11 protein-coding genes are annotated in these 12,793 nt (G+C 68.7%); all 11 read left to right on the forward strand.

Annotated elements, in window-relative coordinates; all coding sequences use genetic code 11:
* The first annotated feature begins 2 nt into the window (after positions 1–2).
* The 11 genes from shc to ACERLL_RS09770 all read left to right on the forward strand — a co-directional run bounded on the left by shc (position 3) and on the right by ACERLL_RS09770 (position 12,716).
* On the forward strand, positions 3–1,970 hold the full coding sequence (shc, locus tag ACERLL_RS09720; protein WP_373655887.1) for a squalene--hopene cyclase: 1,968 nt from the start codon (positions 3–5) through the stop codon (positions 1,968–1,970).
* Complete coding sequence (locus ACERLL_RS09725; protein WP_373655888.1) at positions 1,970–2,716, forward strand: phosphorylase family protein; 747 nt, start codon at positions 1,970–1,972, stop codon at positions 2,714–2,716. Before shc ends, ACERLL_RS09725 begins: the two co-directional genes overlap by 1 nt.
* A 41-nt stretch (positions 2,717–2,757) precedes the next feature.
* Entirely contained in the window at positions 2,758–3,705 is a 948-nt protein-coding gene (gene ispH / locus ACERLL_RS09730) for a 4-hydroxy-3-methylbut-2-enyl diphosphate reductase (protein WP_373655889.1), read from the forward strand.
* Positions 3,706–3,716: 11 nt separating this feature from the next.
* A complete protein-coding gene (hpnH, locus tag ACERLL_RS09735) occupies positions 3,717–4,838 on the forward strand; it encodes an adenosyl-hopene transferase HpnH (RefSeq protein WP_373655890.1) in 1,122 nt (373 codons plus the stop codon).
* Positions 4,839–4,905: 67 nt separating this feature from the next.
* A complete protein-coding gene (gene hpnA, locus ACERLL_RS09740) occupies positions 4,906–5,967 on the forward strand; it encodes a hopanoid-associated sugar epimerase (protein ID WP_373655891.1) in 1,062 nt (353 codons plus the stop codon).
* Positions 5,960–6,760, forward strand: coding sequence for a TlyA family RNA methyltransferase (locus ACERLL_RS09745; protein ID WP_373655892.1), 801 nt, complete (start codon positions 5,960–5,962; stop codon positions 6,758–6,760). Before hpnA ends, ACERLL_RS09745 begins: the two co-directional genes overlap by 8 nt.
* Before the next feature lie 87 nt (positions 6,761–6,847).
* Positions 6,848–7,135, forward strand: coding sequence for an exodeoxyribonuclease VII small subunit (gene xseB / locus ACERLL_RS09750; protein WP_373655893.1), 288 nt, complete (start codon positions 6,848–6,850; stop codon positions 7,133–7,135).
* Positions 7,136–7,141: 6 nt separating this feature from the next.
* Positions 7,142–8,032 (forward strand): polyprenyl synthetase family protein, encoded by an 891-nt coding sequence (locus tag ACERLL_RS09755; protein WP_373655894.1) that lies wholly within the window; start codon positions 7,142–7,144, stop codon positions 8,030–8,032.
* A 3-nt stretch (positions 8,033–8,035) separates the two neighbouring features.
* Positions 8,036–9,916: a 1-deoxy-D-xylulose-5-phosphate synthase gene (gene dxs, locus ACERLL_RS09760; protein ID WP_373655895.1), complete on the forward strand. Its 1,881-nt coding sequence runs from the start codon at positions 8,036–8,038 to the stop codon at positions 9,914–9,916.
* 74 nt (positions 9,917–9,990) lie between these two features.
* Positions 9,991–10,842 carry a GTP cyclohydrolase FolE2 gene (gene folE2, locus ACERLL_RS09765; protein ID WP_373655896.1) on the forward strand — a complete coding sequence of 284 codons (852 nt, stop codon included), beginning with the start codon at positions 9,991–9,993 and terminating at the stop codon, positions 10,840–10,842.
* Positions 10,843–10,997: 155 nt separating this feature from the next.
* The gene (locus tag ACERLL_RS09770; RefSeq protein WP_373655897.1) at positions 10,998–12,716 is read left to right on the forward strand and encodes a proline--tRNA ligase; all 1,719 of its coding nucleotides are present in this window, start codon (positions 10,998–11,000) and stop codon (positions 12,714–12,716) included.
* Positions 12,717–12,793 lie beyond the last annotated feature (77 nt).

Below are 12,793 nucleotides of genomic sequence, written 5' to 3' on the forward strand. Positions count from 1 at the left end.
GGATGACCTTGGCACGATTGACCGCTTATAAAGATGAACAGCTCGGAAGCCCCGAACAGGGAGGCGCAATCCGCCAAGCCTCTGGACAATCCTTGAACCGGGCCATTACGGCGGCGGAGGAAACCCTGATCGGACGGCAATTCCCCGACGGGCACTGGTGCTTCGAGCTGGAAGGCGATTGCACCATCACCGCCGAATACATTCTGATGCTGCATTTCATGGGGGAGCTCGACGCCGAGCTGGAAGGGAAAATGGTCCGCTATCTGCGGGCCCGGCAGGACCCCGAGCACGGCGGATGGCCGCTGTATTTCGGCGGCCACTTCGACCTGAGCTGCTCCGTGAAGGCCTATTTCGCCCTGAAGCTGGCGGGGGCCGATCCGGGGGAGCCGGCCATGGTTGCTGCCCGGGAGGCCATCCTGGCGCACGGCGGGGCGGCGAAAACCAACGTTTTCACCCGCTTTCTGCTGGCGCAGTACGGCCAGATTCCCTGGCGCGGAGTGCCCATGGTCCCGGCGGAGATCGTGCTCCTTCCCACCTGGTTCCCCTTCCACCTGAGCAAGGTGTCCTACTGGTCGCGCACGGTGATGGTGCCGCTCTCTATCCTATACACCCTGCGCGCCCGCGCCCGGAATCCGAAGCGGATCGGTATTCGGGAGCTGTTCACCACGCCCCCGGAACGGGAGCGCGATTACTTTCCGGTCTGGTCCTGGCGGAACCGGGTCTTCCTGACTCTGGAGCGCACCGGTGCCCTCGCGGAGCCCCTGATCCCGAAACGCGTGCGGGAGCGGGCCGTACACCGGGCCGCTCACTGGTTCATTGAGCGTTTGAACGGCGAGAACGGTCTCGGCGGGATCTTCCCGGCCATGGTCTATGCCTATGAGGCCCTGAGTCACCTGGGCTACGACCGTGCCCACCCCTATCGGATCCAGGCCGGTCGCGCTCTGCGGCACCTGGTTGTGGATCGGGGCGAGGAGGCCTACTGCCAGCCCTGCCTCTCGCCCGTCTGGGATACGGCGCTTGCCTGCCATGCCCTGACCGAATCGGCCGGTGGACGCCCCCCGGCCGCCGCGGTCCGAGGCATGGACTGGCTCAAGGCTCGCCAGGTGGTGGGGACCGAAGGGGATTGGCGGGCGGACAATCCGCGGCTCACTGGCGGCGGCTGGTTCTTCCAGTACGACAATGCCCACTATCCGGACCTGGACGATACGGCCATGGTAGCGGGCCTGCTGAACAGGAGCGGGGATTCGGACCGCCACGAGGCCCAGGTCGAGCACGCCGTGCAGTGGGTGGTGGGAATGCAGTCGAGCAACGGCGGTTTCGGCGCCTTCAATGCCGACAACACCCGGTACTACCTGAATGAGATCCCCTTTGCCGACCACGGGGCGCTGCTCGATCCGCCCACCAGCGACGTCACTGCCCGCTGTCTCGGCCTTCTGGCCCAGGTGAGCCACCCGGGCTGCGATGACGCCCTGCGCAGGTCCCTGGCATTTCTGAAGGACGCCCAGGAGCCCGAGGGGCCCTGGTTCGGGCGCTGGGGCACCAACTATATCTACGGCACTTGGTCCGTGCTGGAGGCCCTCGCCGAGGCCGGCGTGGACATGAATCAGGATTGGATCCAGCGCGCCGTGCGGTGGCTGAAGACGGTGCAGCGACCCGACGGCGGCTGGGGTGAGGAAAACGACTCCTATTTCCGGCCCGAACGCTCCCGGCACGCCAGGCGCAGCACTTCCTTCCAGACCGCCTGGGCCCTGCTAGGGCTGCTGGCCGCCGGACGGGGCCACAGCACCGCGGTGCGGGCAGGGGTGGATTACCTGCTGGCCACCCAGGAGCCCGACGGCACTTGGCGGGACCCCTGGTTCACGGCTCCCGGATTTCCGCGGGTGTTCCATCTGAAATACCACGGATACACCCACTATTTCCCCCTGCTGGCCCTGGCCCGGTACCGCAGCCACACGGGCAGGGGCGCCTGATGCCCATTGGCGTGGTGACCGGTCTCCCCTTGGAAGCGGGATGCCTGCCGTCGGGGCTTTCCGGCGGCGCCGAGCGGACCCTGGTTTGCCGCGGCGGGATCGGCCCGGAGCGGGCGGAGCGGGCGGCACGCCGGCTCCTGGATTGCGGGGCCAACGCCCTCATGAGCTGGGGAATCGCCGGGGGACTGGACCCTTCCCTGCCCCCGGGCACGCTTCTGGTTCCCAAGCGGCTCGGCAACGGCGTCTGGCTGCCCGTTGGCGGGAGCTGGCGGGACCGTCTGGTGGAGGCATTGCGGCCCCGCCTCCGTGTCTCCGAAGGCTCCCTGCTCCACAGTGATCACACCATCGCCTCCCCGGCCGCCAAGCGGGATTTGTACCACGCGCACGGCGCCGGGGCCGTGGACCAGGAAAGCTCGATCGTCGCCGCCGTGGCCCGGCGGGCGGGCGTGCCTTTCGTCGCCCTGCGGGCGGTGGCTGACCCGGGCATACGGACCCTGCCGCAGGAGGCCATCTCCGCGCTCCATGCGGACGGCACCTTGCGGATGGAGGAGCTGCTGCGGGGCCTGCTGCGCCGACCGGCGGCGGCGACCGCCCTTCCCGGCCTCGGGATGGACGTCTACCGGGCTCGGAAAAGCCTCCGCGTCGCGGGACAGGCGCTCGGTTCCGGTTTCCTCGCCGAAGAGCCGGGATGGCAAGGGAGCGAGGCGGTGTCCCCCGCCCTTGCGCGGTTTCGGATAGGCCACTGACCGGGAAGGGACCAGTTGCTCTCAGGCCGCCGGAGGGTGCCATGGAGGTTCTGCTCGCCAACCCCCGAGGATTCTGCGCCGGCGTGGTCCGTGCCGTGGAAATCGTCGAGCAGGCGCTGGAGCTCTACGGACCGCCCGTGTACGTGCTGCATCAGATCGTACACAACCCAAAGGTGGTGCGGGATCTGGAGCAACGGGGCGTGGTGTTCATGGAGGATCTGGACACCATTCCTACGGGGGCGCTGACCATATTCAGCGCCCACGGGGTCGGGCGCCGGGTGGCGCGGGCCGCGCGGGAGCGCGGCCTGGACACCGTCGATGCCACCTGCCCGCTGGTTTCCAAGGTCCATCTGCAGGCCCGCAAATACAGCCGGGAGGGCCGGGAGCTGATCCTGATCGGTCATCGGCGGCACGTGGAGGTACAGGGAACCCTGGGCCAGCTGGAAGGGCCCGCCCGGGTGGTTGCCACCCCGGAGGAGGTGGATGCCCTGGAAGTTGCCGCCCCCGACCGCTTGGCCTACGTCACCCAGACCACTCTGAGCCTGGACGATACGCGGGAGGTGGTGGCGGCCCTGAAGCGCCGATTCCCCACCATCCGGGGACCGGACCTGTCCGGCATCTGCTACGCCACCCAGAACCGGCAGAACGCCGTGCGGCAGCTGGCCGGGGAGGTGGACCTGCTGCTGGTGGTGGGCGCTCGCAACAGCTCCAACTGCACCCGGCTCCGGGAGGTGGGCGAGCGCCACGGCCTGGCGGCTCATCTCGTGGAAAGCCCCGCGGAGGTCCGGCCACCCTGGCTGCGTGGCGCGGAGCGGATCGGGGTTACCTCGGGTGCCTCCACCCCGGAGGTCCTGGTGGACCGGGTGCTGCACCGTCTGCGGGGGCTGGGTGCTGCCCGGGTGCGCGAGCTGGCGGGAGAGCCCGAAACCACCTCCTTTCGCATCCCCATCGCCGAGATCCGCGAAGCGCACTCGCCTGCAAGGAAATAAGCGAGGCAATCATGGGTATTCCCCTGCTGCAACAATATAGAGTCGGAAAATACATCCTCGGCCAGAAGCTGCGCCGCAACCGACGCTACCCCCTGGTCCTCATGCTGGAGCCCCTGTTCCAGTGCAACCTGGCCTGCGAGGGCTGCGGAAAGATCGCCCATCCCGACGACATCCTGGCCCAACGCATGAGCGCCGGGGAGTGCCTGGACGCCGTGGACGAGTGCGGCGCGCCGGTGGTCTCCGTGGCCGGCGGCGAGCCCCTCCTGCACAAGGAGATGCCCGAGATCGTCGACGGCATCATCCGGCGCAGGAAGTTCGTCTACCTGTGCACCAACGCGCTGCTGGCCACCAAGCGGATGAAGGACTACACGCCGTCCCCGTACCTCACCTTTTCCATTCACCTGGACGGCGACCGGGAGCGGCACGACGCCTCGGTGTGCCAGGAAGGGGTGTACGACCGGGCCACGCACGCCATTCGCCAGCTCCGCGAGCAGGGCTTTCGGGTCAACATCAACTGCACCCTGTTCCAGGGCGAGGACCCGCAGCGGGCCCGCGACTTCTTCGACGAGGCCACGCGGCTGGGTGTGGAGGGCATTACCGTCTCGCCCGCCTTCGACTACGAGGGCGCCAAGCGCCATGACATCTTCATGGGCATCCGCACCATCAAGGAGCTCTTCCGGGACATCTTCCGCGAAGGCAGGGGCCACAAGTGGCCGCTCAGCCATTCCGGCCTGTATCTGGATTTCCTGGCCGGCAACCAGAGCTACGAGTGCATGCCCTGGGGCAACCCCACCCGCAACCTATTCGGCTGGCAGCGCCCCTGCTACCTCCATGCTGACGGCGGCTACGCCGCCACCTTCCGGGAGCTGATGGACGAGACCGACTGGGAGCAATACGGCGTGGGGCGCCACCCCAAATGCGAGAACTGCATGGCCCATTGCGGCTTCGAGGCCTCGGCGGTGGAGGATACCGTGCGTCACCCGCTGAAGGCCCTGAAGACCGCCCTACGGGGCCCGCGCACCGAGGGGCCCATGGTCCCCGATCCGCCGTCTGCGGAGCCCAGGGAGGCACCCGGAACCGTTGCCACGGTTCCGGTAAGCGCCATCGGCAGGGTCTCCCGTCAGGAATCCTGATGGCGGGGGCGGACGGTTGGTTTAGAATATTTTCCGGACGGGACGTCAACGGGAAGAGGTCCGCGGCATGACCACGCTGGTTACCGGAGGGACCGGCTTCATCGGCTCCGCCCTGGTCCGGGAGCTGCTGGCCGCGGGGCACGAGGTACGGGTGCTGGTCCGGGGGAGCGGCAACCGGACCCCCGAGACCCTTTCCGGCCTGCCGGTGGAGCTGGTTTACGGGGACCTCACCGACGCCGATTCCCTGACCCGGGCCCTGGAGGGCTGTCGCACCCTGTTCCACGCGGCGGCCGATTACCGGCTGTGGGTTCCCGATCCGGAACCGATGTACCGGACCAACGTGGAAGGCACGCGCACCCTGATGCGGGCCGCGCTCCGGACCGGAGTCGAGCGGGTCGTCTACACCAGCAGCGTGGCCACCCTGGACGTGGACACCGACGGCCGGCCGGGGGACGAGCGCCGCTCCGCCCCGGAGGCGGACCAGATCGGCCCTTACAAGCGCTCCAAATCCCTGGCTGAGGCCGAAGTGCTTCGGATGGTCCGGGCGGAGGGGCTCCCGGCGGTGGTGGTCAATCCCTCCACGCCGGTAGGGCCTCGGGACATCCGCCCCACCCCCACGGGGCGCATGATCCTCGATGCCGCCTCCGGGCGCATGCCGGCCTACGTGGAAACCGGCCTCAATCTGGTCCATGTGGAGGACGTGGCCGCCGGCCACCTGGCGGCCCTGCGGAACGGCCGCATCGGCGAGCGGTACATCCTGGGCGGGGAGAACCTGACCCTGCGGGAGCTTCTGGCCCGGGTAGCGGCCCTGGTGGGTGGCCCTCCGCCCCGGGTCCGGCTTCCCCGGCGCCTGGTCCTGCCGGTGGCCCACGCCGCAGAGGCCTGGGCCGGCCTGACCGGGCGGGAGCCCCTGGCCACGGTGACCGGTGTGAAGCTGGCCGGGAAACGGATGTTCTTCAGCAGTGCCAAGGCCGAGCGCGACCTCGGCTACCGGGCCCGTCCGGTAGGCGAGGCTCTGCTGGAGGCCCTGCAATGGTTCCGGGCCGAGGGCAGGCTTAACCGCCCCCTGGTGCCCCCGGCTTCGGCCGATCACCCATCGTACGAGGAGGCACGGGGCGCGAGTGAGTGAGGAAACAGAGCCCCTGGAGACTGCGCGGACCCGCCTGGATACCCTGTTGGTGCGCCGCGGTTTCGCGGCCAGCCGGGCCCGCGCCAGACGGCTGGTGGAGGCCGGCGCCGTGCATGTGGACGGCCGCCAGGCCACCAAGGCCGGCCGCACCGTTCGGGACGGCGCGGAGCTGATGGTCACCGAGCCGGATATCCCCTACGTGTCTCGCGCCGGACTCAAGCTGGAGGCCGCCCTCGACCGCTTCGAGCTCGATCCGGCAGGAGCGCGGGTCCTGGATGTAGGGGCCTCCACCGGCGGCTTCACCGACCTCCTCCTGCAGCGCGGCGCCCGGGAGGCGGTTACCGTGGACGTGGGCACCGACCAGCTCCACCCCCGCCTGCGCAGCGATCCGCGGGTCCGCTGCCTGGAAGGCACCGATATCCGGGAGGCCGATCGGGCGCTCCTGGACGCGCCCTTCTCCTGGCTCGTGGCCGACCTGAGCTTCCTGTCCCTGGGGGCCGTCCTGCCCGCACTTCGGGGACTAGTGGAGATGGACGCCGTCGTAGCGGTCTTGGTCAAGCCGCAGTTCGAGGTGGGGCGCGGCAAGGTGAGCCGGGGCGGCGTGGTCCGGGATTCCTCGCTCCGGGAAGGCGCGCTTGAGCGGGTGCGCGGTGAGGCCGCGCGCTCCGGCTTCCGGTCCGGCGCGGCCTTCGAGGTTCCCCTACCCGGGGAATCCGGAAACCGGGAGTATTTCCTACGCCTCCATCCCGTTGCTGCCCCGGAGGCGAAGACGCCCAGGCGGGAAGGAAATTGACCACCCCCCGGAGCTGGGGTAACTTACTAGCGTTCGTGCCCCCGCCGGCATGTCTCACTTTCCAACCGCAGAGCTCGCAGCGCGACCTTGAGCAATCAATCCGACTCCACCCCGGACAGCGGGGAGCAGACACTGTCCTTCGAGCAGGCCCTCGCCGAGCTCGAGGGCCTGGTGGAACGCCTCGAATCCGGCGAGCAGGGCCTGGAACGGGACCTCGCGGATTTCGAACGGGGCATCAACCTCTCCCGCCAGTGCGAGAAACAGCTCCAGGAGGCGGAGCAGGTGGTCTACAAGCTGGTGGGCGACGGCGAAGAAGGCGAGCACCTCCAGCCCTTCGCGGGTGACGGTGCGCCCGGCGACCAAGACGGCGAGTAAGGTCCCTTGGAGCCCCGCCTGGAAAGCTTCATCAAGGACCGTCGTAGCCGTGTCGAGCAGACCCTCGAAGTCCTCCTCCCCGAAGCGGATGCCCTGAGCCCCGCCCCGCTGGGCGCGGCCCTGCGCTATGCCGTGCTCGGCTCGGGCAAGCGCATGCGGCCGATCCTGGTGCTGGCCGGCTGCGAGGCCGTGGGCGGCGACCCGGACGGGGCCCTCGCCCCTGCTGCGGCGGTGGAATGCATCCACGCCTACTCTCTGGTCCACGACGACCTGCCCGCACTGGACAACGACGACCTCCGCCGCGGCCAGCCCACCACCCACAAGGCCTACGACGAGGCCACTGCCGTGCTCGTGGGGGACGCCCTGCAGACGCTGGCCTTCCAGGCCATCGCCGACGCCGACACCCTTCCGGTCCCCGTGCGTCTGGCCATGACCCGGCGGCTCGCCCATGCGGCGGGACATGCCGGCATGGTGGGGGGCCAAGCCCTCGACCTGGCCCAGGAAGACCGGGAGATCGGCATGGAGGCCCTGCAGCGCATTCACAGGCTGAAGACCGGTGCCCTCCTGCGGACTTCCGTGGAGCTGGGCGCCCTGGCCGGCACCGCGGATACGGAATCGGTAGATCGCCTGGGCGCCTACGGGCGGCATATCGGCTTGGCTTTCCAGATCACGGATGATGTCCTGGACGTAGAGGGAGATACGGAGGCCCTCGGCAAGACGGCGGGCGCCGACGCCGAGCACCACAAGGCCACCTACCCCGCCCTGCTCGGGCTCGAGGAGTCCAAACGCCTGGCCCGCCAGGAAGTCGACCAGGCCCTGGAATGGCTCACCCCCTTCGGGGAAGCCGCGGAACCCCTGCGGGCCCTGGCCCGCTACATCATCGACCGGGACCATTGAGCCATGTCGCAACTGCTCGACACCATCAACTATCCCGAGGACCTGCGGAGCCTCGAGGAATCCCAGCTACCCGAGCTCGCCGCCGAGCTCCGCGCCTTCCTCCTGGAGTCCCTGAGCGAGACGGGCGGCCATCTGGGGGCCAATCTGGGTACCGTTGAGCTGACCCTCGCCCTCCACTACGCCTTCAGCACGCCCCGGGACCGCCTCGTCTGGGACGTGGGCCATCAGGCCTATGTGCACAAGCTGCTCACCGGCCGGCGTGGCGCCTTCGGCACCATCCGCCAGGCCGGCGGCCTCTCCGGCTTCCCCAAGCGCAAGGAGAGTCCCTACGACACCTTCGGCGTGGGCCACGCCTCCACCTCCATCTCGGCCGCCCTGGGCATGGCCCAGGCGGCCGCCGAGCAGGGCGAGGACCGCGCCGTGACGGCGATCATCGGCGACGGCGCCATGACCGCGGGCATGGCTTTCGAGGCGCTGAACCACGCCGGCCATCTGAACGCCAACCTGCTGGTGATCCTCAACGACAACGAGATGTCCATCTCGCCGAACGTCGGGGCCCTGTCCAAGCGCTTCTCCCGCCTTATCGCCGGACGCTGGTACAACCGCATGCGCGACAACGCCGACCGCGCCCTGGCCCGCATTCCGCCCGCCCGGGATTTCGCCAAGCGCGCGGAGGAGCACTTCAAGGGCCTGATCACCCCCGGAACCCTGTTCGAGGAGCTGGGCTTCAACTACATCGGTCCCGTGGACGGCCACAATCTGGAAGAGCTTCTCCCGATTCTGACCAATCTGCGCGGCATGGACGGCCCGCGGCTCCTCCATGTGGTCACCCGCAAGGGCAAGGGCTACGAGCCCGCGGAGAACGAGCCCACCAAGTATCACGGCGTGACCCCCTTCGATCCGGTGACCGGCGCGCCGCGCAAATCCGGCGGCGGGGCCCAGGCGTACACCAAGGTCTTCGGCGACGCCCTATGCGAGGTGGCGGCCGCCGACGCCCGGGTCACGGGCATCACCCCGGCCATGCGGGAGGGCTCCGGCCTCGTGGAGTTCGAGCAGCAGTTCCCGGAGCGCTTCTTCGACGTGGGAATCGCCGAGCAGCACGCCCTGACCTTCGCCGCCGGACAGGCCTGCGAGGGGCTGCGCCCGGTGGTGGCCATCTATTCCACCTTCCTGCAGCGCGCCTACGACCAGCTGATACACGATATCGCCATCCAGAACCTGCCCGTGGTCTTCGCCATCGACCGGGCCGGGATCGTCGGGCCGGACGGCCCCACCCACGGGGGCAACTTCGACCTCAGCTTCCTCCGTCCGATACCCAACATGACGATCATGACCCCGGCCAACGAGCTGGACCTGCGCAACATGCTGGCCACCGGCCTGGCCCTGGACGGCCCGTCGGCCCTGCGCTATCCCAAGGACAAGGCCGTGGGCCTGGCCATGAGCGGACCGCCCGAGCCGCTCGAAGTGGGGAAGGCCGAGGTGGTCCGGGAAGGTAACGGAGATCAGGCCCTGCTAGTCTTCGGGCCCTTCATGGGCGCCGCCCTGGAGGCCGCGGAAGCGACGGACGCCACCGTGGTCAACATGCGCTTCGTGAAGCCCCTGGATACCGCGCTCCTGGCCGAGCTGGCGGTGTCCCACAGCCACCTCGTCACGGTGGAGGAGAACGCCCTTGCCGGAGGGGCGGGCGAGGCCGTGCAGGCTTTCATCGGCACGCTGGACGCCGAGGTGGAAGTGCGCTGCCTGGGCCTGCCGGATGCCTTCGTGCCGCAGGGGGAGCGCGGTGCCCTGCTCACCGAATACGGCCTGGACGCCCGGGGAATGACCGCCTGCCTCCAGGAGCTCGCCCAACCCCGTCAAGTTGCACGGGAATGCTCCCAAAAGTAAGCTAGGGGCCGTTCCTTAGCAGTGCACTCAATCATTACGCGGGCTCCCCCTTCCGCCAATCAAGGGTTTGGTTCATGACCGTATACGAGCGCTCGGTCACCGAGCAGCATCTCCCCGACTGCGCCAGCGGGATCCAGGACACGCAGGGTCTTCCGGATCAGCGCCGGCTCCCCATCAACAAGGTGGGCATAAAGGACATCCGTCATCCGGTGCGCGTCAAGGACCGCACGCAGGGCGAGCAGCACACCCTGGCCCATTTCAATGCCTATGTGGACCTGCCCCAGCACTTCAAGGGCACCCACATGTCCCGCTTCGTGGAGATCCTCAACGAGCACGAACGGGAGATCTCGGTGATGTCTTTCCGGTCCATCCTCGAGGAGATGCGCGCCCGGCTGGAGGCGGAGCAGGCCCACCTCGAGATGACCTTCCCCTACTTCATCATGAAGCAGGCCCCGGTATCGGGGGCGGAGAGCCTCATGGACTACGAAGTCACCCTCCGCGGCCACATGAGCCCCGAGGACTACGAGATCACCGTGGGTGTCCGGGTGCCCGTCACCAGCCTCTGCCCCTGCAGCAAGTCCATCTCCGAATACGGCGCGCACAACCAGCGCTCCCACGTGGACCTGCAGGTTCGGGGACGGGATTTCGTCTGGGTGGAGGACCTGGTGGAGCTGGCGGAGGAGCAGGCGTCCTGCGACCTCTACGGGGTGCTGAAGCGGCCGGACGAGAAATACGTCACCGAGCACGCCTACGAGAACCCCAAGTTCGTGGAGGACCTAGTCCGCGATATCGCGCGCCAGCTCGAGGACGACGACCAGATCATCTGGTACACGGTGGGCGCCGAGAACTTCGAGTCCATCCACAACCACTCCGCCTACGCACAGATCGAGCGCGACAAGCGCGAGCCCCTGCCGGACGGCGGCTGACCCGCCCTCGTAGTGCCCGGCACCGGCTGCGTGGTACCTTATCCGGGCAGCCGGACGGGCCCAGCCGCCCTTCCCCGCATTCGGATCGCCTAGAGTCGGCATGCCGAGCACTCGGCATGCCCCTGTTCCCGTTGCAACCACCCGGAGCGCGCCGCATGCGCCTTTCTCAGTACCTTCTGCCCACCCTGCGCGAGACCCCCGCCGACGCCGAGATCATCAGCCATCAGCTCATGCTGCGCGCCGGCATGATCCGCCGGCTCGCCGCCGGCCTTTACTCGTGGCTGCCGCTCGGGCTGCGCGTGGTGCAGCGGGTGGAGCAGATCGTGCGCGAGGAGATGAACGCGGCCGGCGCCCAGGAAGTGCTCATGCCGGTGGTACAGCCGGCGGAGCTCTGGGAGGAATCGGGGCGCTGGGACAATTTCGGCCCCGAGCTGCTGCGCATCAAGGATCGTCACGAGCGTGACTTCGCCCTGGGTCCCACCCATGAGGAGGTGATTACGGATCTGATCCGGGGCGAGGTGCGCTCCTACCGCCAGCTCCCGCTCAATCTCTACCAGATCCAGACCAAGTTCCGGGACGAGATCCGGCCGCGCTTCGGGGTCATGCGGGCCCGGGAGTTCGTCATGAAGGACGGCTACTCCTTCGAGGCCGACGAGGCCAGCCTGGACCGGACCTACGAGGCCATGTTCGAGGCCTACCGGCGGATCTTCCTCCGGCTCGGGCTCGATTTCCGGCCCGTACGGGCCCGGACCGGCGCCATCGGCGGCAGCGTCTCCCACGAGTTCCACGTCCTGGCGGACTCCGGCGAGGACGAGATCGCCTTCTGTACCTCCTGTGGCTATGCGGCCAACGTGGAGCTGGCCGAAGCGGCCGCCCCGGAAACGGAGCGTCCGGCACCGGCCGAGGACCTGCGGACGGTGGATACCCCCGGCGCCTACACCATCGCCGCCGTCTCCGCCATGCTGGACGTGCCCGCCGATCGCACGGTGAAGACCCTGTTCGCCGAGGGACGCCACGGCCCGGTAGCCCTGATCCTGCGCGGCGACCACGAGCTAAACGAGGACAAGGCCGCCGCCCACCCCGCTCTCGGCGGGGAATGCCATTTCCTCGACAGCCACCGGATCAGGCAGCTTGCCGGCGCCGAACCGGGCTCGGTGGGCCCGGTGGGCCTCGACGCGGAAAAGGTGGCGGTGCTGGCCGACCGCGAGGCGGCCGTGCTCGCCGACTTCGTCTGCGGGGCCAACCGGCCCGACCAGCACCTCATGGGCGTCAATTGGGACGTAAACCTGCCCGAGCCCCAGGCGGCGGACCTGCGCATGGTGGTGAAGGGCGATCCCTGTCCCCAATGCCGGACTCCCATGGACACCACCCGCGGCATCGAGGTGGGCCATATCTTCAAGCTGGGCGCCAAGTACTCGGAAAGCCTCGGTGCCACCTACCTGGACGCGGACGGCCGCGAGCAGCCCATGCTCATGGGCTGCTACGGTATCGGCATCTCGCGCATCGTTGCCGCGGCCATCGAGCAGAACCACGACCAAGGGGGCATCCGCTGGCCGCAGGCCATCGCACCCTTCGACATCGCCCTGATCGCCATCAACAAGAAGAAGTCCCAGCGTGTCGCGGACGCCGCCGAAGCCCTCTACGGGGAGCTGCGGCAGGCCGGCTACGAGGTGCTCTACGACGACCGCGACGAGCGCCCCGGTATCCAGTTCAACGACGCCGACCTGATCGGCATCCCCCACCGTCTGGTGGTCGGCGAGAAGGGGCTGGACCGGGGGATGTACGAGTACAAGTCTCGGGCGGAACAGGACGCGCAGGACGCCCCGGTGGACGGCATACTAGACTTTCTGCGGAGCCGGTCCGCGGACTCCTGACGGCCCTCTTTATCCCTGTTTTCAATGGGGGTAAGCTTTACAAGGAGTACTGGGCGTCCCCCGGCAAGGCCCGGGCG

Origin of the sequence: Thiohalorhabdus sp. Cl-TMA (genome assembly GCF_041821045.1) — a bacterium.
Classification (GTDB): domain Bacteria; phylum Pseudomonadota; class Gammaproteobacteria; order Thiohalorhabdales; family Thiohalorhabdaceae; genus Thiohalorhabdus; species Thiohalorhabdus methylotropha.